This window comes from Sphingomonas oligophenolica (genome assembly GCF_039522915.1).
Classification (GTDB): Bacteria; Pseudomonadota; Alphaproteobacteria; order Sphingomonadales; family Sphingomonadaceae; genus Sphingomonas; species Sphingomonas oligophenolica.
Genome location: NZ_BAAAEH010000035.1, coordinates 35112 through 54116, shown reverse-complemented (window position 1 = coordinate 54116; position 19005 = coordinate 35112). Strand labels below are relative to the sequence as shown.

At 66.2% G+C, this 19005-nt stretch carries 18 protein-coding genes; 9 read left to right on the top strand and 9 right to left on the bottom strand.

Translation table 11 applies throughout. The features are described 5' to 3' along the window. Nucleotides 1-9: 9 nt before the first annotated feature. The 4 genes from ABD050_RS16145 to ABD050_RS16130 form a co-directional block, all read right to left on the bottom strand. Nucleotides 10-240: a biotin/lipoyl-containing protein gene (locus tag ABD050_RS16145; protein ID WP_343890500.1), complete on the bottom strand. Its 231-nt coding sequence runs from the start codon at nt 238-240 to the stop codon at nt 10-12. A gap of 134 nt (nt 241-374) precedes the next feature. Beyond that, entirely contained in the window at nt 375-1031 is a 657-nt protein-coding gene (locus tag ABD050_RS16140; protein WP_343890499.1) for a carboxymuconolactone decarboxylase family protein, read from the bottom strand. A 55-nt stretch (nt 1032-1086) separates the two neighbouring features. Next, nucleotides 1087-2424, bottom strand: coding sequence for an MFS transporter (locus tag ABD050_RS16135; RefSeq protein WP_343890498.1), 1338 nt, complete (start codon nt 2422-2424; stop codon nt 1087-1089). Nucleotides 2425-2484: 60 nt separating this feature from the next. Further along, nucleotides 2485-3240 (bottom strand): SDR family oxidoreductase, encoded by a 756-nt coding sequence (locus ABD050_RS16130; protein WP_343890497.1) that lies wholly within the window; start codon nt 3238-3240, stop codon nt 2485-2487. 326 nt (nt 3241-3566) lie between these two features. Here ABD050_RS16130 and ABD050_RS16125 point away from each other — a divergent pair, with 326 nt between their 5' ends. Then, nucleotides 3567-4436 carry an SDR family NAD(P)-dependent oxidoreductase gene (locus tag ABD050_RS16125; RefSeq protein ID WP_343890496.1) on the top strand — a complete coding sequence of 290 codons (870 nt, stop codon included), beginning with the start codon at nt 3567-3569 and terminating at the stop codon, nt 4434-4436. 58 nt (nt 4437-4494) lie between these two features. On the opposite strand, the gene ABD050_RS16120 is transcribed toward ABD050_RS16125, so the two are convergent. Next, nucleotides 4495-5535 carry an NAD(P)H-dependent amine dehydrogenase family protein gene (locus ABD050_RS16120; RefSeq protein ID WP_343890495.1) on the bottom strand — a complete coding sequence of 347 codons (1041 nt, stop codon included), beginning with the start codon at nt 5533-5535 and terminating at the stop codon, nt 4495-4497. Nucleotides 5536-5563: 28 nt separating this feature from the next. Next, a complete protein-coding gene (locus ABD050_RS16115) occupies nt 5564-7234 on the bottom strand; it encodes an MFS transporter (RefSeq protein WP_343890493.1) in 1671 nt (556 codons plus the stop codon). Between the two features lie 255 nt (nt 7235-7489). On the opposite strand from ABD050_RS16115, the gene ABD050_RS16110 reads away from it, so the two are divergent. Together ABD050_RS16110 and ABD050_RS16105 are read left to right on the top strand one after the other, a co-directional pair. Beyond that, nucleotides 7490-8746, top strand: coding sequence for an acetyl-CoA C-acetyltransferase (locus ABD050_RS16110; protein WP_343890492.1), 1257 nt, complete (start codon nt 7490-7492; stop codon nt 8744-8746). A gap of 83 nt (nt 8747-8829) precedes the next feature. Continuing rightward, nucleotides 8830-9201 (top strand): MarR family winged helix-turn-helix transcriptional regulator, encoded by a 372-nt coding sequence (locus ABD050_RS16105; RefSeq protein ID WP_343890491.1) that lies wholly within the window; start codon nt 8830-8832, stop codon nt 9199-9201. 115 nt (nt 9202-9316) lie between these two features. Here ABD050_RS16105 and ABD050_RS16100 read toward each other — a convergent pair whose 3' ends face one another. Both ABD050_RS16100 and ABD050_RS16095 read right to left on the bottom strand, forming a co-directional pair. Continuing rightward, nucleotides 9317-9604 (bottom strand): hypothetical protein, encoded by a 288-nt coding sequence (locus tag ABD050_RS16100; protein WP_343890490.1) that lies wholly within the window; start codon nt 9602-9604, stop codon nt 9317-9319. Between the two features lie 187 nt (nt 9605-9791). Continuing rightward, complete coding sequence (locus ABD050_RS16095) at nt 9792-10583, bottom strand: SDR family oxidoreductase (protein WP_343890489.1); 792 nt, start codon at nt 10581-10583, stop codon at nt 9792-9794. A 231-nt stretch (nt 10584-10814) separates the two neighbouring features. On the opposite strand from ABD050_RS16095, the gene ABD050_RS16090 reads away from it, so the two are divergent. The 5 genes from ABD050_RS16090 to ABD050_RS16070 are packed head-to-tail and all read left to right on the top strand — an operon-like array spanning nt 10815 to nt 16468. Continuing rightward, on the top strand, nt 10815-12041 hold the full coding sequence (locus tag ABD050_RS16090; RefSeq protein ID WP_343890488.1) for a CaiB/BaiF CoA transferase family protein: 1227 nt from the start codon (nt 10815-10817) through the stop codon (nt 12039-12041). 34 nt (nt 12042-12075) lie between these two features. After that, nucleotides 12076-12366, top strand: coding sequence for a hypothetical protein (locus ABD050_RS16085; protein ID WP_343890487.1), 291 nt, complete (start codon nt 12076-12078; stop codon nt 12364-12366). A 10-nt stretch (nt 12367-12376) separates the two neighbouring features. Then, nucleotides 12377-13873 (top strand): class I adenylate-forming enzyme family protein, encoded by a 1497-nt coding sequence (locus tag ABD050_RS16080; protein WP_343890486.1) that lies wholly within the window; start codon nt 12377-12379, stop codon nt 13871-13873. A 1-nt stretch (nt 13874) separates the two neighbouring features. Next, on the top strand, nt 13875-15050 hold the full coding sequence (locus ABD050_RS16075; protein WP_343890485.1) for a CoA transferase: 1176 nt from the start codon (nt 13875-13877) through the stop codon (nt 15048-15050). Further along, entirely contained in the window at nt 15023-16468 is a 1446-nt protein-coding gene (locus ABD050_RS16070; protein ID WP_343890484.1) for an amidohydrolase family protein, read from the top strand. The genes ABD050_RS16075 and ABD050_RS16070 overlap by 28 nt, the downstream gene beginning before the upstream one ends. On the opposite strand, the gene ABD050_RS16065 is transcribed toward ABD050_RS16070, so the two are convergent. Continuing rightward, on the bottom strand, nt 16400-17356 hold the full coding sequence (locus tag ABD050_RS16065; protein ID WP_343890483.1) for an enoyl-CoA hydratase/isomerase family protein: 957 nt from the start codon (nt 17354-17356) through the stop codon (nt 16400-16402). The two genes, ABD050_RS16070 and ABD050_RS16065, sit on opposite strands and share 69 nt — an antisense overlap. 123 nt (nt 17357-17479) lie before the next feature. On the opposite strand from ABD050_RS16065, the gene ABD050_RS16060 reads away from it, so the two are divergent. Next, on the top strand, nt 17480-18967 hold the full coding sequence (locus tag ABD050_RS16060; RefSeq protein ID WP_343890482.1) for a class I adenylate-forming enzyme family protein: 1488 nt from the start codon (nt 17480-17482) through the stop codon (nt 18965-18967). The last annotated feature ends 38 nt before the right edge of the window (nt 18968-19005 follow it).

Below are 19005 nucleotides of genomic sequence, written 5' to 3'. Positions count from 1 at the left end.
GACCGGCCGTCACTCGATGGTGCCGAGGATCGTACCTACCTCATAGATCTCGCCGGCCTCGGCGAGGATATGCAGGATGCCGCTCGCCGGTGCCTCGACTTCGTTGGTCGACTTGTCGGCCTCGAGCAGGAACAGCGGATCGCCCTCGTTCACATGATCGCCGTCTGCGGCAAGCCACTCGGCAATCTCGCCCTCGGTCATCGAGAAACCGAGCTTCGGAAGCAGGATTTCGGTAGCCATGATGTGTCGGATCCCTTTGGACTGAGGTGCGCTTTGCGCCCGTGCTATCGCCACGCCCGCGCGAGGCAATGCGAAATCCCGAGCGGGCCGGCGCGATATCGTTAGAGCGATGCGGCGGATAGTGCGAAGACCGCTCAATAGCCGCGTGTATCGACCCAGTTTTCGGCCTCGCCGGGCTTCCAGGTCTTGCCCGGAATCCTGCCCGAGGCAGTCTTCAGGTCAAACCCGATCCGGTCGGCGCCACCCTCGATTTGGACGCCGAAAACCGACAGCGCCCAGCTGGTCATCACGTAATGGCCGATCGAGAAAACCAGATCCATCTTCTGGCGCTTGTCGAAATGGGCGCCGAGTGCATCCCAGGTCGCGTCGCTCAGATTGCCGCTGTCGATCAGCTCGTCGACTGAACGCAGGACGAGCGCGTCCTGCTCGTTCCAGTCGCCGCCGTCGGGGAAGGTGCGGAGCGCTGCGATCTCGTCGAGGGTGAGGCCGGCGTTGATGCCGTAACCGACATGGTTGTGCCACTCATAGGCTGACTTCACCCGCCACGCGACGCGCAGGATGAGGAGCTCGAGCGCGCGCGTCGGCAGCGTGTTCGACATGAGCAGATGCTTGCCCCAGACGTTGAAGGCCTTGCCGAGATCGGGGTGGTTGCCCATCACCATGATGATGTTGGTTTTCGACCCCTCCTCCCACGCATTGGGCTCGCCCCAATAGGCGAAGACCTCGCGGGCGTCGTCACTCCATTCCGCGCGCGGCAGCGGCAGGATGCGGGGCTTGATGTCGTCGCTCATCGATGGATTCCTTTGATATTCTGATCGGCCAGCGCGTCCCTGCCAAGCCTCGCGCTCAGTGAAGCATCGCCGATTTGGCGACGGGGCCACCCCAACCGCCAGCGGCAGCAAAATCACGTCGGCAGGTTCGGCTCGCCATCCACGCCAGGATGGTGCTGGGGATTCCGGCCAGCAGCACCCAGCGCATCGCGATGCCGAGCGATGCCTCGCCGTAAACCGGATGGAGCGTGTCGCTCAACCAGCCGACAAAGACCGGGCCGCCACCAAGGCCGACAACCTGGATGGTTACCATCAGAATCGCGACTGCGGTCGCCCGCGACCGGACCGGGGCGAGGCCGGTCACCACCGCCATCAGCGGCGCCGCTGAAAGGCCGCCCAGCATCATGGTCAGCCCGAAGAGCGGGAATACCCGGTCGCCCGGCCCCGTCAGGATCACATAACCGAGCGCTGCGGCGACTGCGCCGCTCAGCATCAGGATCCAGATATACCAGCGCAGATCGCGCCTCCCGAGGAAGTCGGCCAGCGGACCGCCGGCGGTGTGGCCGATGATCGATCCGAAAAACAAGGCGCCACCCAGTTGCAGCCCGGCCTGATTGGCCGGCATGCCGTGGGTGCGCTCCATGAAGGCGGGCGCCCAGCTGACCAGCCCCAGGGTGAGGAGTGCATTCAGCCCGGCGGCGAGGATCAGCGGCGGCAACGTCCCGATCGCCATCAGCTCGCGCGCGGTCTGGAGGAATGGAAGCGTCGGCTCCCGGATCGCGGGCGCATTGTCAGCCAGCCCTGCTCTTGTATCGCGCAGCGTGAACCACACGATCGGCGCCAGGATGAAGCCGGGAATGCTCGCGAACAGCAAGGCGTTGCGCCAACCATAGGCATGCGCCGCCCAGCCGCCGAGGGCAGGACCGAGGAAGGTGCCCATCGAGGCACCGAGTAGGAAGATCGACAGTGCGGTTGCGCGCTGCTTGATCGGGAACAGGTCAGCGATCCAGGCCTGGGACGGCGGGGTGAATCCACCCTCGCCCAGACCGATTCCGGCGCGGCCGACCAGCAGGACGGCGAAGCTCTTTGCCGAGCCGCACAGGATCACCGCTGAACTCCAGACGACCGCGGCCATACCGACGACCTTGCGCTTCGACCAGCGATCGGCAAGCCGCGCCAGCGGAATGACCGCGAGGATATAGACGATGGCGATGATCATGTCCTTGGCCATGCCGATCGCCGTGTCGGTTAGGTGAAGCTCGTGGCGGATCGGCTCGACCATCACGACCATCATGTAGCGCTCGCCGACGACCGAGGCCGAGACAAGCACCATCATCAGGAGGAAATAGGATCGATAGGCCAGGCTCGGCAGCTCCTCGGGCGGGGGCGGTGGAGGCGGTTTCCGATCGGCCATGCGCTGTTCCTCACCCTGTCCCGGCGCGATCATCCTGCGCTCTGTGCTTGCGCCGCCCGGTTACATCGGGGCGGTATCGATGGTCGGTCGTATCAGCATCTGCGAGACGTTCACACGCGGCGGGAGCGACGCGATGAAAACGATCGCGCTCGCGATGTCGGCCGGCTGCATCGCGCCTTCCTTGGCGACGTGCTGGGCCATCGCCGCGCGCATCGTCGGGTCGCTGATTCCGCCGGCGACTTCGGTCGCAGTCGCGCCGGGCTCGACGATGCTGACTCGGATACCAGCGCCGCCGACTTCCTGGCGCAATCCCTCGGTCAGGCCCGTCAGGCCGAACTTGCTGGTCGAATAGGGACCGAAGATACCGGCGGCACGGCGGCCCGCGGTCGAGGAGATGTTGATGATATCGCCCGATCCTTGCGCCTTCATCGGGCCGATCGCTGCCTTGCAGGTGTAGAGCGTGCCCATCAGGTTGATGTCGATCACTCGCCGCCATTCGTCGAGCGACAGGCTCTCGACGCCGCCCGCCTGGATGATGCCGGCCGAATTGACGAGGATATTGATACGCCCGAGCCGCGCCACGGTATCGGCGACGGCGCGGGTGGCATCCTCCTCGGAGGAAACGTCCCCGGGGAGAGCGATGGCTTCGCCGCCGCTGCCAGTAATCCGCGTGACCAGCGAGGCGAGCCGGCCGGCCCGCCGCGCCGAGACCGCGACGGCCGCCCCGGCCTCGGCCAGCGCCAGCGCCGCCGCTTCGCCGATTCCGGACGAAGCGCCGGTGACAAGGGCGACTTTGCCCGAGAGAATGCCCGGCATGATCCGCTCCTGTTCTTGTCGGTCGTTCGGCGCGGGATGTCGCGAGCCCGCCCCTACTGTAAAGTGATCGCGCGCACGCCGTGGCAGATATCGCTCGGGCGTCCTCGCCGATCTTGCGCGTCGTCTCGATAGCGCCGGGGCGATTGGCGTTGATCGCCCGGAAATGGCAGCGAGGTTGTTCATCGACTTGGTCGTCGAAGGCCGGGTTCGCATCATCGTGTCGGCAACATGCTGAACGAGGACGAGATCGATGATCTGGTCACCCGTGCGGTGCGCCTGTTCCTGAACGCGCCCGCCGCGCCCGATGCGACAAAGGAGAGCAAAGAATGACTGATGCCATGGGCAAGCGCGTCGCAGTGGTGACCGGAGCGAGCGCCGGGATCGGCAAGGCGGCGGCCGGGGCGCTGCTCGAGCAGGGCTGGCGCGTGATCGGTGTTGGCCGCGATGCCGGGCGATGCACCGACGCCGAGGCGGAATTGGCGGCGATAGCGGATGCCGATTTCACCATGCTCCGCGCCGATCTGTCGTTGCTTGCGGAGACCGCGCGCGTCGCCGGCGAGATTGCCGCCTGTGCGCCCGAGATCGACGCGCTGCTCAACAATGCCGGCGGCGTTCGCGCTGAGCGCGTCGTCACCGCCGAGGGGAATGAAGCGACCTTCGCCGCCAATCATCTCGCACCCTTCCTGCTGACGAAAAAGCTGATGCCGCAGCTGAAGGTGGCAGCGGCGAGAGGCGCGCCGGGAGCGGTGCGCGTGGTGGGCGTCTCGTCGACGGGGCACGAGCATTGCCCCGCCATGAAGTGGGACGATCTCACCTATGCCGAAGGCTTTACGGGCGGCGCAGCCTATTGCCATGCCAAGCTCGCCAACATCCTGTTCGCACGCGAGCTCGCGCGCCGCGCGGGGCCGGATGGGATCGTCTCGCACGCCATGCATCCCGGGGTGGTCGACAGCAATTTCGCCAGCCACTGCGACGCGCCGATGCAAGCCTATATGGAATCGATCAGGGACCGCGCCAACACGCCGGAGCAGGCCGCCGATACCTTGGTGTGGCTGGCGAGCGCTGACGAGCCTGGGCTTACCAATGGGCTTTATTTTTACGAGCGGCTCGCGATTACTCCCTCCCCCGCCGCGCAGGACGATGATGCCGCGCGGCGGTTGTGGGAGGTCAGCGAGGCCTTGGTCGCGTGCTATTGAGGGCGCTTGGCCTCGGTCCGCATTTCTTCCTCCCCGGCAAAAAACAGCTACGTGGCGCCTAGCCCCCGAACTGCGCCATGATCTGTGGCAGATCAGTCGTCGTGCGAATCCCCGCCGGCGCCTCGCACACGGCAATCACCGCATTCACCGCGCGATGCCCGGTCAGGCCCGGCGTAAAGGCAGCATAATCTTCCGGCGCCACCGGGAAGGTGATGGCGACCTCGAGCGGCGTATCGCCCTCGGTCAGCACCTTCCAGCCCGAGGCGCGCAGGCCCCAGTCCTCCGCAATGTCGTCAGTGCAATACCAGTTTGCGCGGAAGCGGACGACGGGTTTGCCCGCGCGCCGCCCGGTGACGGTGATGCGCATCGCGCCGACGCTGCCCGCCGCGATCAGCCCCGCCGCGATATGATGGTCATTGCGCGCCGCCGCCATCTCCCCCGTCGCGTCGAAGCTGTCGCAGGGCAGCCCGATCGCGTCGGCGAGCTGGCCAAGCGAGGCGGCGAAATCATGCTTCACATAGTCGACCTTGCCCTGATCGAATTCGCCCATCGGTACGCCGAAGCCCATGATCTTGAAGATCATGTCGGGCGAATCGCGGCTCGACATGTCGGCATATTCGTCGATCGTCAGGCAATCATGCCGGCGCGCGAGCGACAGCAGCGGGATCGCGAGCGCCTCGGTGATGAAGCCCGGGCTCGAGCCGGTGCTGTAGATCGAGCTGTTGCCGCGGGCGCAGGCAGCCTCCACCCGCTCGCGGAGCGCCGGGTCCATGGCGCGTGGATGGTGGAAGTCGCCCCGCGTGGTGACGATGTTGGTGCCTGCTTCCAGAAGCGCGCAGAGCTCATCGGGATCAGTGCCCTGGCGCATATAGAGCACGCAATCCGCCTTGAGCGCCACGATGTCGGCGAGCGACGACGTCGCGATGATACCCGTCGGCGCGGCGCCGCACAGCGCACCCGCGTCCTTGCCGACCTTGTCCGGCGCGCTGACATACAGGCCGACGAGATCGAACCGGGGGTGTTCGATCACCGCGCGCAGCGACTTGGTGCCGATATTGCCCGTCGCCCATTGGACGACGCGATAGCGCTTCGCCTCCATCGAAAACTCTCCTTCCACTATGTGTCGGTCATGGCGCGATGTAGCCGATCGCGTCCTGGCGCGGATCCGGTGAGTCGGTCTTCCACCGTACTGAGCCGAACGGCCGCTCGAGGCGGCGCCGGACGACCTTGCGCTTCCCTGGCAGCGTGAAGATGTCAGCGGCCGACTGCGCATCGAGGTCACCCTGGCTGACCCTGTCGCGCAACCGCAGATAATCGCCCCAGGTCGGGCACTGGTAGCGCTCGGTCCACAGGGTCGCATCGCCGACATCGCGCGAGATCGACCAGTCGAAAGCGCCGGCGCGTAACCGAGACCGCTGGACCTTGAGCATGGCATCGTAAAAGTCGCGCGCCTGCTCCGGATCGACTCGATAATCGACCTCGATGACGATCGGCCCGGAGCGCAGGGTCAGGGCAAGCGCCACCTCGGGTTGCGCGGCAAGCTCGACCGGCTCGACCCCGGCATCGCTCGCCTCGGGCAACGGAAAGAACCGCGACAGCAGCATCATCGCGAGCATCAGAACGCCCGAGGCGATCACCGCCACCTCGACCGACCAGCTACTGGCGACAATACCCCAGATCACCGATCCGATCGCGATCCCGCCGGTCAGTGCTGACGAGAACAGCGAGAGCGCCCGAGCCGTCACCCAGCGCGGCGCAGCGAGCTGCACCGAGATGTTGAACAGTGCGATCGTCATGATGTTCGCGCCGCCGGCGATGAACAGGGCTAAACACGTCAGCAGCAAGGCGTGACTGAGGCCGACAAGGACCAGCGCAAGGCCGGACAGGATCGCCAGCAGCCTCGCGGCGGCCTCTGCCCCCATCCGCTCGCGGAACCGGCTGACCAGCAATGCGCCGACGACGGCGCCGACACCGCTCGAGCCGAGCATGATGCCATAGGTGCCGGAATCGCCGTGCAGCATATCCTTGGCGATCAGCGGCGCCAGCGCCGTCGCGGTGGCGCCGGCGAGACCGAACAGAAAGGCGCGGACGAACACCGTGCGAATCGATTCCGAATGCAACGCGTAGCGCGCGCCCGAGACGATCGCACGGTCGATCCGCTCGGGCGGCAGGCGGGACGGCACGTGGCGGCGCTGCCACAGGAAGAATCCCAGCAGCAGTGGCAGATAGCACAGGGCGTTGATCGCAAAGGCGGCGGTGGCGCCGGCGGCGAGCACGATCAGCCCGCCCAGCGCCGGCCCCACGCTGCGCGCGACATTGTAGCTGATGCTGCCGAGCGCGATTGCGGCCGGCAAGTGGTGCGATTCGACCTGTTCGGGGATCGAGGCCTGCCAGGCGGGGCTGTACAGCGCGACGCCGGCACCGATCAGCGAACAAAAGACGAGCAGCACCCCGGGCGATGTCAGCCCGGCCCAGGACAGGCTGGTCAGGACGCAGGCGCACGCAACCGAGAAGCTGAGGCCGGCCATCGCGATCTTGCGCCGATCGAACATGTCGGCGATCGCCCCGGCGGGTACGGCGACGACCATCAGCGGCAGCATCAGCGCTGTCTGCACCAACGCAACCAGCGACGCGTCGGACGTCAGCCGCGTCATCTCCCATGCAGCGCCAACCCCGAGAATGAGCTGGCCGAAATTGGAGATGACGCTTGCCGACCATATCCGGCGAAACACGGGTGCGCGAAGCGGCGCGAATGCGCCGACACGTCTCGTGATTTCCCGGCCGGTCTCCGCCTTCATTGGTCTGCGCCGCTCCCTTGCCTGCCCTATGCCTCAACTTGCCGCGCCGGAAACAGGGCGGCCGATGCCGCCATATCGGCGAGAGCGCCGGAATGACTATGTAAACCAATAGCTTGCTTCGAACTTCGCGGGTTGCGAGCCACGTCTCCCGGCGCATTGATCGCCCACGCGATCGGTCATCTGTGGCACGGGTCAAACAGCCGTGCGATAGGCTCCGGGACAGCGCTGACAGCGCACCCTATCGAAGAGAGAGCCATGGCCGAAGCCTATATCATCGATGCAGTCCGCACCCCCCGCAGCATCGGCAAAATGGGCAAGGGCGCGCTTTCCGAGATGCATCCGCAGCACCTCGCCGCGACCGTCCTCAAGGCGATCAAGGACCGCAACCATTTCGATACCGCCGATGTCGACGACATCATCTGGGGCACCAGCGCGCAGATGGGCCTGCAGGGCGGCGACATGGGCCGCATGGCAGCCCTCGACGCCGACTATGACGTCAAGGCGTCGGGCGTCACGCTCGACCGTTTCTGCGGCAGCGGCATCACCGCGACCAGCCTTGCCGCGGCGCAGATCATGTCGGGCATGGAGGATCTGCTCGTCGCCGGGGGCACCGAGATGATGTCCTATGTCACCTGGTATGGCGCAAGCCTGCGCGAAGCGGGCGTGAAGTCGGCGGGCGGGATCGGCACGGGCAATCTCAGGCTTCAGGAAAAGCATCCGCAAACCAACCAGGGCGTCGCCGCCGATGCGATCGCCGCGATGGAAGGCATCACCCGCGCTGAGCTCGACGCGTTCGGGCTCGAAAGCCAGCGTCGCGCCGCCGTCGCCATCAAGGAAGGCCGTTTCGACAAGTCAGTCGTGCCGGTGCTCGACGATGACGGTAGCGTGATCCTGGACCATGAGGAATATCCGCGCCCCGACACCACGATCGAGCAACTCGCCCAGCTGAAGCCGGCGTTCGGCATGATCGCCGACATGCCGTCGCGTGCCGACGGCCCAACCTTTCGTCAGCTGGTCAACCAGAAATATCCCGATGTCACGATCGAGCCGCTGCACCATGCCGGCACCTCTTCCGGCGTGGTCGACGGGGCAGCCGCGATCCTGCTGGCATCGAAGGCTTATGTCGAAAAGTCGGGCCTGAAGCCCCGCGCGCGGGTCGTCGCCACAGCCAATCTCGGCGATTGCCCGACACTGATGCTCAACGGCCCGGTCCCCGCCGCGCGCAAGGTGCTCGCCAAGGCCGGGCTGACCAAGGACGATATCGATGTCTGGGAGGTCAACGAAGCCTTTGCCGTCGTCGTCGAGAAATTCATCCGCGATCTGGACATCGACCGCGCAAAGATCAACATCAATGGCGGCGCGATCGCGCTCGGCCATCCGATCGGGGCGACGGGAGCGGTGCTGATCGGCACTGCGCTCGACGAACTCGAGCGATCGGGCGGCCGCTACGGCCTGATCACCATGTGCGCCGCCGGCGGCATGGCCCCGGCCATCATCATCGAGCGGCTCTAGGCCGGCAAAGGCGACAGGCGATCAACGAGGAAACCACCACACAGCGCAACATCTCGCTCAAGATCACGGTCATCGCCCGTCAGATGCGCAAGCTCTTCGACCGGGACCTGGAAGGCTGGGGGGTCACGCGCTCGCAATGGACCGCGGTCGTCGTCGTCGCGCGACGCGCGGGCGCGACCCAGCGCACCATCGCCGACGCGCTCGACATGTCCGAGGCGGCCGCGGGACGGCTTATCGACCGGCTTTGTACCGAGGGACTACTCGAGCGCCGGGCGAAGGCCGACGACAAGCGCGCTTATTGCGTGTACCTGACCGACGCGGCGCGGCCTCTGTTGGAGCGGCTCAGCGCGATGGGCGCGAAGCACGAGGAACGCACCTTTCGCGGCATCGACGACAGCGACCTCGAAAAGCTGAGTGCGCTGCTCGACAAGATCTACGAAAACGTCAGCGGATAGGGTTGGAAGCGAAAGGGCGCTGAACGACCTGACCGTTCAGCGCCCTGGATTTTCGCCTTTTCGGCTCTTTTGCGAATCGGACGGCGATCCCGTCCGTCCGGAAAATGCCGACGGATCAGCGCGACAGCTGCGCCTTGGTCAGGCTGGTCGTTGCCTTGTCACCGTCCATCGCCAGCGTCGAGACAGGCACGGTGATCAGCTTGCCGTCTAGGATGATCTGGGGAGAGCCGTCAGCTGCGACGCGGTACACCGCGGCGAGGCGCTTGCCGCCGGCGGCATAGAGCATCTTGCCCGGGGTGACCGTAACGCCGGGCACGGCAACCGGCGCCACGCTCTCGGCAGCCTGGGCAGCGACGGGGGCCAGAGCGAGGGCCACAACGGCGAACAGCGGGGAAATCTTCATCTCGGTTACTCCATCTGGAGGAAGCACCGGCTACCCCCTTAATAGTAACCAAGGTTAGTGTTTTTCCTTTTTCGCGTCAAGAGGCCAGTGCGTCGAAATTTTGCACTGCAGCATGCGCGAGACGCACGCGCGATTGCGAAATGCTGCGGAAATGCAGGGAATCTGACACTGAGGATGCCGGCTGAAATCAGCGGGGGGGCATGCGGATGGCGCCGTCAATCCGGATCGTCTGGGCGTTCATGTAGGAATTTCGGACCAGTTCGAGCACGAGGCTGGCGAACTCCTCTGGCTTGCCGAGCCGCTTCGGGAAGGGAACCGACGCGTTGAGCGCATCCCACATCGCCGGATTCATGTCCTTGAAGCGCAGCATCGGCGGCGTCGCGAAAATGCCGGGCATGATCGAGTTGACGCGGATGCCGAGATCCATGAGGTCGCGGGCCATCGGCAGCACCAGTCCGTTCACGCCCGCCTTCAGCGAACCATAGACGACCTGGCCGACCTGGCCATCCTGCGCGGCCGCGCTCGAGGTGAGGATGATCGCGCCGCGACCGCCATCCTCGTCCGGCTCGAGCCCAGCCATGCCGAGCGCCGCGATCGACGCCATCCGATAGCTGGCAACGAGCACGCCCTCGGCCGAAATCGCGTAATCCTCGGTCGACAGGCGCTTGAAGCCGCCGGTGGCCTTGTCCTTGCTGACCGTCTTGCCGCCCTTTGTATAGACAGCGCAGTGGACCAGTACCTGTTCCTGACCATTGGCGGCGCGCGCCGCTTCGAAGCCGGCAAGCGCGCTTTCCTCCGACATGATGTCGACCTTGCAGAAGAGGGCGCCGGTTTCCTGGGCGGTGCGCGCGCCCTGTTCTTCGTTGACATCGAAGATGGCGACCTTGGCGCCGGCTGCGCGCAGCGCCTTGACCGTCGCCAATCCGAGGCCCGATGCGCCGCCGGTGACGACGGCTGAAAGCGAAGGGTCGATGTTCATGGCAGCTGTTCCTCGGTCCTGGTTGCGCCCGCTATTGGCCGGGTCGCGCCGCCGCTCAACTCGTACCGCAGGCCGGGAAAGCAATATCGCCACAGCGTTGGCGAAGAGCCGCGTATCGTACCGGCGATAGCACCGCCAAACCGCGAGTTTGTGGTTTGCGCTGCCTGCCTCATCTCATAGGTTGCCGGCGATTAGCTGCGCTCTTGTGGCGCGGGGGAATTCGGAAAAGTCATGACTCGGGTAATGAACGGCGTACGCGTCCTTGAAGTGGCGCAATTTACTTATGTACCGGCCGCCGGTGCCATTCTTGCCGATTGGGGCGCCGACGTGGTCAAGATCGAGCATCCGATCCGCGGCGATACCCAGCGGGGCTTCCTCAATATGGGCGGCGTCACGCTCGACCCGCTGCGCCACACTCTGTTCGAGCACCCCAATCGCGGCAAGCGCAGCGTCGGCATCGATCTGTCGACCCCCGAAGGGCAGGAACTTCTCTACGAGCTGGCGAAGACAGCCGATGTGTTCCTGACCAATTATCTGCCGCAGGTCCGGCAGAAGAACAAATTCGACGTCGAGCATATCCGCGCGGTAAAGCCCGACATCATCTATGCCCGCGGCAGCGCCCTGGGCAACAAGGGGCCCGAGCGCGAGATCGGCGGCTTCGACGGTACCTGCTTCTGGTCGCGCAGCGGCATCGCTTATTCGATGACACCCGCCGAACTGCCCGGCCCGCTGACCCAGGGAATACCAGCGTTCGGCGATTCGATCGGCGGCATGTTCATCGCCGGCGGCATTTCCGGTGCGCTCTATCACCGCGAGAAGACCGGCGAGGGCGTCGAGCTCGATGTATCGCTGTTGAGCGCCGCGTGGTGGGCATCGGGCGCGCTGATCTCGCAGGTGATGGAAACCGGCCAGCTCACCCGCAACGGCATGCCTTCCTCGGGCGGGTCGCTGCGCAATCCGTTCATGGGCAATTTCCACACCTCCGATGGCGGCACGATCAATCTGTGCATGGTCAGCCCGACCGGCCTGATCCGCGACACGTTCGAAAAGGTCGGCGTGCCGGAAGCGGCCGACGATCCGCGCTTCAAGGACGTCCACTCCCTGATCGAGAATGCGGGCGCGGCAAGCGACATCCTGGTCAAGGCGTTCGCCGCGAGGCCGTTCGCCTATTGGCGCGAGCATCTGAAATCGATGAAAGGCCAATGGGCGCCCGTCCAGAGTTTCCAGGATCTGCTGACCGATGAGCAGGCGCTGGCCAACGACATGATCATCGAGGTCGAGGGCGCCGATGGCGGCGCGCCGCTCAGGCTGGTACGCGGACCGGTACAGTTCAACGGCGAACCGCTCGAGACCACCCGCTCCCCCCAGGCGTCCGAGCATACCGAACTTGTCCTGATGGAGCTTGGCCTCGAATGGGATAGGATCGAGGAATTGAAAGCGTGCGGCGCAATCGCCTGAGCCGCAACGCAGCGTCGCAACAAGGGACTGACCGATGAAACCCGGGACGAGACTGAAGAGCGCGGTGTGCGACACCGAAGTGATGGTGATCCGAAGTGGCGCCGGCACGATCGAATGCGGTGGCGCACCGATGGCTGAGGCGAAGCCGGAGACGATCGGGGCGGTCGATCCGGCGCATGCAACCGGCTCCTTGATGGGCAAGCGCTATGTCGATAGCGCCGGCACATTCGAATTGCTGTGCGTGAAGCCGGGCAAGGGTTCGCTGTCGGTGAACGGCGTCGCGCTGACCGTCAAGGAAGCCAAGCCCCTGCCAGCGTCGGACTGACCGCACGACAATGAATATCGCGCTTTTCCTGGAGATGGCAGCGGAGGGTGCGCCCGACCGCACCGGGCTCGTGTGCGACGGCCGCCGGTGGCGCTATGACGAGCTGCTGGCCGGCGCGCGCGGTGCCGCTGAAGTGATCCGCAAGAGCGGCTGCGCTCATGTCGCGTTGCTCGACGAAAGCAGCGAGGCCGCCGTCATGGCGCTGTTCGGGGCCGCGCTCGCGGGGGTGCCCTATGTCCCTCTCAACTACCGGCTCGCCGACGCCGACCTCGCCGCGCTGCTGGAGCGGATCGCTCCCGCGTTGATCATCGGCGACAGGGATCGGGTGACGCGCCTGTACCGGGCCGATGCCAATGTCGTGCTCGCCCGCGCCGCGTTCGTCGACGCCGCGCTCGAAGCGTCCAGGGATATCGCAAGCGAGGGCGATGCAGGCGAAGGCATCGCGATCCAGCTCTTCACGAGCGGTACCACGGCCGCACCCAAGGCAGCAATCCTGCGGCACGCCAATCTCGCTTCCTATATCCTCGGAACGATCGAATTCGGATCAGCGGCTGAAGAAGAGGCCGCGCTCGTCAGCGTTCCACCCTATCATATCGCGGGGATCGCGGCGTTGCTGAGCTCGATCTACGCCCAGCGCCGCATCCTGCTCCTGCCGGCCTTCAGCCCCGAGGCGTGGATCGACCTTGCGTCCCGCGAAAGAGCGACCAACGCGTTCGTCGTCCCGACCATGTTGTCGCGAATCGTCGAGGCGATCGACCGCGACCCCAGCGCCGATCTCTCCAGCCTCAAGTCGATCGCCTATGGCGGCGGCAAGATGCCGCTCGAACTGATCCGGCGCGCGCTCGATCAGTTCCCGCAGACCGGCTTCACCAACGCCTATGGCCTGACCGAGACGAGTTCGACCGTCGCCCTGCTCGGACCTGACGAGCACCGCGCCGCACATGCGTCGGACGATCCACAGGTACAGGCCCGGCTAGCTTCTGTCGGCAGGCCGCTCCCGACTGTCGAGATCGAGATTCGCGACGAGGAGGGCAAGCGCCTGTCGCCTGGCGAGAGCGGCGAAATCCATGTTCGCGGCGACCAGGTGTCGGGCGAGTACAAGGATCGCAGCGCACTCGACTCGGGCGGCTGGTTCCCGACGCGCGACGCCGGGTGGATCGATGAGCATGGTTATCTGTTCCTGGCGGGCCGCGCCGACGACGTGATCGTGCGCGGCGGCGAGAATATCTCGCCGGGCGAGATTGAGGATGTGCTGCTGACTCATCCGGACCTGGCCGATGTCGCCGCGGTTGCGATCCCTTCGCGCGAATGGGGTGAGGCGGTGGGCGTTGCCGCCACGATCCGCGAAGGGCATGAGCGGCCCGACGTGGACGCGCTGAAGGCATTGGTACGCGACCGGCTTCGCTCCTCGCGTGTGCCCGAATCCATCCTGTTCGTCGACGCGCTCCCCTATAATGAAATGGGCAAGCTGCTGCGCCGCGAGGTCAAGAAACTGTTCGCGGGCTGAGGTGGCTGCGGCGGCGACCCTTCCGTTTTCGGGCTGGGCGGATGCGCAGTTACAGGCGATAGCAAGGCTCGGCGGCGCGGCCGAGATCGCGGCTCTCTCCGGGGAAACGCTGCTGGGCGAACGTGCGGCGCTCAATAGCTTCACCATTCCGGGCCGTGTATCCGCAGGTGGTGGGTGCCGGCTGTTCGATGCTTCGGGCGGCCATGTCGCGCTCAACCTGTCCCGCCCCGATGATCGTGGCATGCTTGCGGCGCTGTTCGGCGATGCGACGATCGACCCCGATGACGATGAGATGATTGCCACCCGATTCCGGAGCGAGGACGCGGCCCCAATCGTGGCGCGGGGACGGATGCTCGGCCTTGCCATGGCGACGATCGATGAAGTGCCGGTGAGTCCGGCCACGATGATGACGGCGCGAGGGGGCCCTGCCCGGCAATCGCGGCACCCGCCTCTGGTGATCGACCTTTCCGCACTTTGGGCGGGGCCGTTGGCCACCTCGATTCTCCGGCTTGCCGGCGCCGAGGTGGTGAAGGTGGAAAGCCGCTCGCGGCCGGATTCGATGCGAGACGGCGATCCCGGGCTGTTCGCGCTGCTGAACCAGGGCAAGGCGAGCGTTGCGCTCGACCTTGCGTCGCCGGCGGGCCGCGACGCGCTGATTACGCTGACCCGCCGGGCACAAATCATCGTCGCTGCGTCGCGGCCCCGTGCGCTGCGGCAACTGGGCATCGACGCCGACACCCTGGTGCGCGAGGTGCCGGGACTGGTGTGGATCACGATCACCGGCCACGGTATTAGCGGCGACGCCGCTGACTGGGCAGGGTTTGGAGATGATTGCGGCGTGGCCGGCGGCGCGAGCGCTGCGTTGCGCGATGCCACCGGCATGATTGGTTTCGTCGGTGACGCGTGCGCCGACCCCCTGACGGGAATCCACGCGGCCCGGATCGCGCTCACCCAACTCTACCGCCGCGAGGGCGCGCATCTGGTGCTGTCGATGAGCGGCATCGTGGCCGAGGCGCTGACGGCCGAGCGCCACGCGGGATCACTGACGCGGGCACTGCAGCATTGGTCGGAGACAGAGGGCCGGCCGTTTCCCGCGATCGTGCCGCGCAGGCCGGGGGCAGTGGCGGCATTCGGCGCGGACAATGATCGGTGGCTCGGGGCCTCTCCGACATGCTGATCCGCAACGCGGAGATATGGCGCAATGGCACCCTTGACCTGCGCATTGCGGCGGGCCGGATCGCCGAGATCGGGCGTCTCGAGCCACGCGACGGCGAGACACTAATCGACGCTCATGGGGGAGCGTTGCTGCCCGGCCTGCACGATCATCATCTCCATTTGTCAGCCTTGGCAGTTGCCCGCGCCTCGACCCGATGCGGCCCGCCCGACGTCCTGAACGAGGCGGATCTTGCCGCAGCGCTGGCGGAGCCGGGATCGGGCTGGCTGCGCGGCATTGGCTATCATGAAAGCGTGGCAGGCATGCTCGATGCCGAAGCGCTCGATCGGCTGTCACCGCGCAGGCCGGTACGTATCCAGCACAGATCGGGGCGGATGTGGTTCCTCAACAGCCATGCCCTGGCACTACTGCTCGACCGAGCACCGGCGCCGCCCGGGCTCGAGCAGCGTCACGGACGCTGGACTGGCCGCCTGTTCGACGAAGATCGCTGGCTGCGCGATGCGCTGGGCAGCAAGCCGCCGGGTTTCGCCGCGATCGGCGCGATCTTCGCCGAGATGGGCGTCACCGGGCTTACCGATCTGTCTCCCGCCAACGAGCCCGCCATCGCGGCGCATTTCGCCGCTGAGCAACGGCGCGGCGCGCTTCGGCAACGCTGCGTCATGGGTGGTACGCTCGCCCTCGCCGCTGGCGCTTTCAACGAGCAACTCCGGCTCGGGCCGGGCAAGCTTCATCTCCACGAATCAGCCTTGCCCGATTTTGACGAGACGGTGGCATTCCTCACCGCAACGCATCGGCAGGAGCGCGTCGCTGCGATCCACTGTGTGACTGAAACCGAGCTCGTCTTCGCGCTGGCCGCGCTTGAGGCGGCCGGAACGAGGACGGGCGACCGGATCGAGCATGCGTCGGTCGCGCCCGACCCTCTCGTGGAGGAGATCGCGCGGCTGGAACTGCGCGTCGTCAGTCAGCCTCATTTCATTGCCGAGCGGGGCGACCTCTATCTGCGCGAGGTGGAGGCGGTTGCACGGCCTTTCCTCTATCGCCTCGCCGGCTTGCGCAGGGCCGGGATCGTCCTCGCGGCGGGCAGCGACGCGCCGTTCGGCAGTTTCGATCCCTGGGCCGCGATGCGCGCCGCAGTTTCACGCAGAACCGATGATGGCGAGACAATCGGTGCGGATGAGGCGCTGACACCCGAAGAAGCGCTGACGCTCTACCTCGCCGACCCCATCGACCTAGCCCGCGAGCGGCGGATCGAGCCGGGCTCCGCGGCCGATCTGTGCCTGCTCGATCGACCCTGGGGCGAGGCGCGGCTGCGACTGGGCGCCGGCGATGTACGAATGACGGTGATCGACGGTTCAATCGTCCACGATCGCATCGACCAGCCCGATGGCGCGCGCGCCGCGCGCATCGATCCGGCGGCCTGACAGGATCAGCAGCGTGGCGTCCTGCCGGCCGATCCGGCGCGATATCGACACGCAGCCGCCGGCACCCGGGATCAGGCCCATTGCGAGCTCGGGCAACTGGAACCAGGCGCGCGGGCCGGCAGTCACCCGCCGCGCGAAGGAAGCCATTTCCAGTGCGGAGCCGACGCACGCCCCCTGGATATGCACGTCGAGCTTCTCCGCACACCGCGCGATCGCGTGCGCGGGGAGCGTCTGCATCCGGATCGCATGCGCGGTGGCCGGGTCGCGTGTGGTGCCGAACTCGGCGAGATCGGCACCGACCGAGAAAGCCTTGCCCAGCCCTCGCATTGTGACCCGGTCGATTTCCGGATCGAGCGCGGCCAGCTCGAACGCCTCACGCAGCGCATCCCGCATCGGACAATCGATCGCATTGAGCGCCCCGACCCGGTCCAGACGGATGTCGAGATGCCGCTCCTTTCTCGTGAGCGAGACTCGACCTGCCGGCGATGCCGGCAATGCCGGCGTGGCTGGCCGGGACGCCAGCCATGCTGCATGCTCGGCGCTGCCCTGTAACAGGCCATAAGCCAGCGACTCGGCGATCAGCGCCGGCCCGGTCTCCAGATGCTCGATCAGGCGCAAGGTCTGCACTGCGACCGCTGCGGTCTCGGGCGTCCGGCGGGCATTCGCGACGATCCTCTGCAACATCACCGGGGATCCGGTCACCGCGTCGAGTTGCGGCGCGAGGGGATGCGCGGGATTTCCTGCCCCGATCAGCGGAAAGGGCGGCATGACGAGACGGCCGATATCATCGCCGGCGAGATCGAGGTCGATGACGCCGATCGGCGGCGCGTCGCCGACGAAGGGCAACGCAAAGGTCTCCGGATCGACCAGGAAAAGCGGCGTGTTCACTGCGGCAGCCTAGAAACTCGGCGGGCCCAATCAAGTGCGGCCGGCGCCAATGATCGCGGGGGCGGTGCAGCTTGCGCTGGTCCCGGGGTTACCGGCGAGCCACAATTGCGCGAGGAGGATCGCGTGACGGAACTGCAGCGGCGTACCATCGAGGCATTGCAGCGCGAGCCGACGCTCGACGCGATCGCTTTCGAGGATCGCTGGTACGATTGGGGTGAGATGGCACACGTCGCGAACGGTGTCGGAGCCGCACTCGCCGCGAGTGGAATCGATCCGTGCGCGCCCGTCGCCTTCATCCCGCGAAACCGCCCGGCTTCCTTCGCGGCGCTGCTTGGCCTGATCGCCCAGGGTCGCACGATCCAGATGATCTATGCCTTCCAGTCGCCGGCGGGCATCGCCGCCGCCATCGCCAGGACCGAGCCTGCGGCAATCGTCGCACACCGGGAGGACTTCACCTCAGAAGTCTGCGAGGCGCTCGCCAGGGCAGGCATTGCAGCGGTCGCATTGGAAGCCATGGCGGCATCCCCTCTCGCCGGGTTCAAGAGAGCGGGTGCCGCGCGATCGAGAATCGCCAACGGCGAGCCACGTATCGATATCCTAACGAGCGGCACGACCGGCCCACCGAAGCAGTTCGGGATCAGCTACACGCTGATCGAACAGCATTTCCTCTCCAGTCCGCTCACCGCACGCCAGGGCGAAGGGCCGCAATCCCTGCCCCCTTTCCTGCTCTATTTTCCGCTCGGCAATATCTCGGGCCTCTATTCGACGCTGCCGATGCTGATCCGCGGCCAGCGCGTCGTTCTGCTCGAGCGCTTCTCGATTTCGGCGTGGCGCGACTATGTCGTTCGCTATCGTCCGACCCATTCGGGCTTGCCGCCGTCCTGCGTGCAACTCGTGCTGGACCAGAACCTCCCCAGGGAAGATCTGGCCTCGATCCGTTTCCTCGGCGTGGGCGCCGCGCCGCTCGACGCGAACGTCCAGAAGGCGTTCGAGGATCGCTACGGCATCCCTATTCTCCTCTCCTACGGCGCCACGGAGTTTGCCGGGCCGGTGGCAGCGATGACGCCCGAACTGCATGCCGGATGGGGCCGCAGCAAGATCGGCACGGTGGGGCGGGCGATGCCAGGCGCCAGGCTCCGGATTGTCGACCCCGACTCGGGTGCCGAGCTGCCTCCGGGAATCGAAGGGGTGCTCGAGGTCGTGTCGCCGCGAATCGGGCCCGAGTGGATCAGGACATCCGACATCGCGATGATCGACGGGGATGGCTTCCTGTTCCACCGCGGCCGGGCTGATGGAGCGATCATGCGCGGCGGCTTCAAGATCCTGCCCGAACCCGTCGAACGCGCACTGATGCTGCACCCGGCAGTGTCGGAAGCGATAGTGGTCGGTATTCCCGATCGGCGCTTGGGGGAAGTGCCGGTGGCCGCAGTCCGCCTGAAGCCCGGCGAAGTGGCGCCGACCACCGACACGCTCGAATCGCATGTCCGGCAGCATGTCCTCGCCACCCATGTTCCCGCTCGGTGGCTGTTCTGCGCCGACCTGCCGCGTACCCCTTCGCTCAAGCTCGACCGGCCCGCAGTTGCCCGCCTTTTTCAAGCCATGCCTGGCTGAGCCACAACCTATCGCAAAAAACCGAGACACTCTCATTT

What these genes read in the sequence shown, in the direction of transcription:
- ABD050_RS16140 (WP_343890499.1), bottom strand. Translation starts at nt 1,031, where the DNA reads ATGAGCGACGACATCAAGCCCCGCATCCTGCCGCTGCCGCGCGCGGAA.
- ABD050_RS16115 (WP_343890493.1), bottom strand. Translation starts at nt 7,234, where the DNA reads ATGAAGGCGGAGACCGGCCGGGAAATCACGAGACGTGTCGGCGCATTC.
- ABD050_RS16090 (WP_343890488.1), top strand. Translation starts at nt 10,815, where the DNA reads ATGACTCGGGTAATGAACGGCGTACGCGTCCTTGAAGTGGCGCAATTT.
- ABD050_RS16120 (WP_343890495.1), bottom strand. Translation starts at nt 5,535, where the DNA reads ATGGAGGCGAAGCGCTATCGCGTCGTCCAATGGGCGACGGGCAATATC.
- ABD050_RS16145 (WP_343890500.1), bottom strand. Translation starts at nt 240, where the DNA reads ATGGCTACCGAAATCCTGCTTCCGAAGCTCGGTTTCTCGATGACCGAG.
- ABD050_RS16105 (WP_343890491.1), top strand. Translation starts at nt 8,830, where the DNA reads ATGCGCAAGCTCTTCGACCGGGACCTGGAAGGCTGGGGGGTCACGCGC.
- ABD050_RS16080 (WP_343890486.1), top strand. Translation starts at nt 12,377, where the DNA reads ATGAATATCGCGCTTTTCCTGGAGATGGCAGCGGAGGGTGCGCCCGAC.
- ABD050_RS16125 (WP_343890496.1), top strand. Translation starts at nt 3,567, where the DNA reads ATGACTGATGCCATGGGCAAGCGCGTCGCAGTGGTGACCGGAGCGAGC.
- ABD050_RS16130 (WP_343890497.1), bottom strand. Translation starts at nt 3,240, where the DNA reads ATGCCGGGCATTCTCTCGGGCAAAGTCGCCCTTGTCACCGGCGCTTCG.
- ABD050_RS16110 (WP_343890492.1), top strand. Translation starts at nt 7,490, where the DNA reads ATGGCCGAAGCCTATATCATCGATGCAGTCCGCACCCCCCGCAGCATC.
- ABD050_RS16135 (WP_343890498.1), bottom strand. Translation starts at nt 2,424, where the DNA reads ATGGCCGATCGGAAACCGCCTCCACCGCCCCCGCCCGAGGAGCTGCCG.
- ABD050_RS16100 (WP_343890490.1), bottom strand. Translation starts at nt 9,604, where the DNA reads ATGAAGATTTCCCCGCTGTTCGCCGTTGTGGCCCTCGCTCTGGCCCCC.
- ABD050_RS16095 (WP_343890489.1), bottom strand. Translation starts at nt 10,583, where the DNA reads ATGAACATCGACCCTTCGCTTTCAGCCGTCGTCACCGGCGGCGCATCG.
- ABD050_RS16085 (WP_343890487.1), top strand. Translation starts at nt 12,076, where the DNA reads ATGAAACCCGGGACGAGACTGAAGAGCGCGGTGTGCGACACCGAAGTG.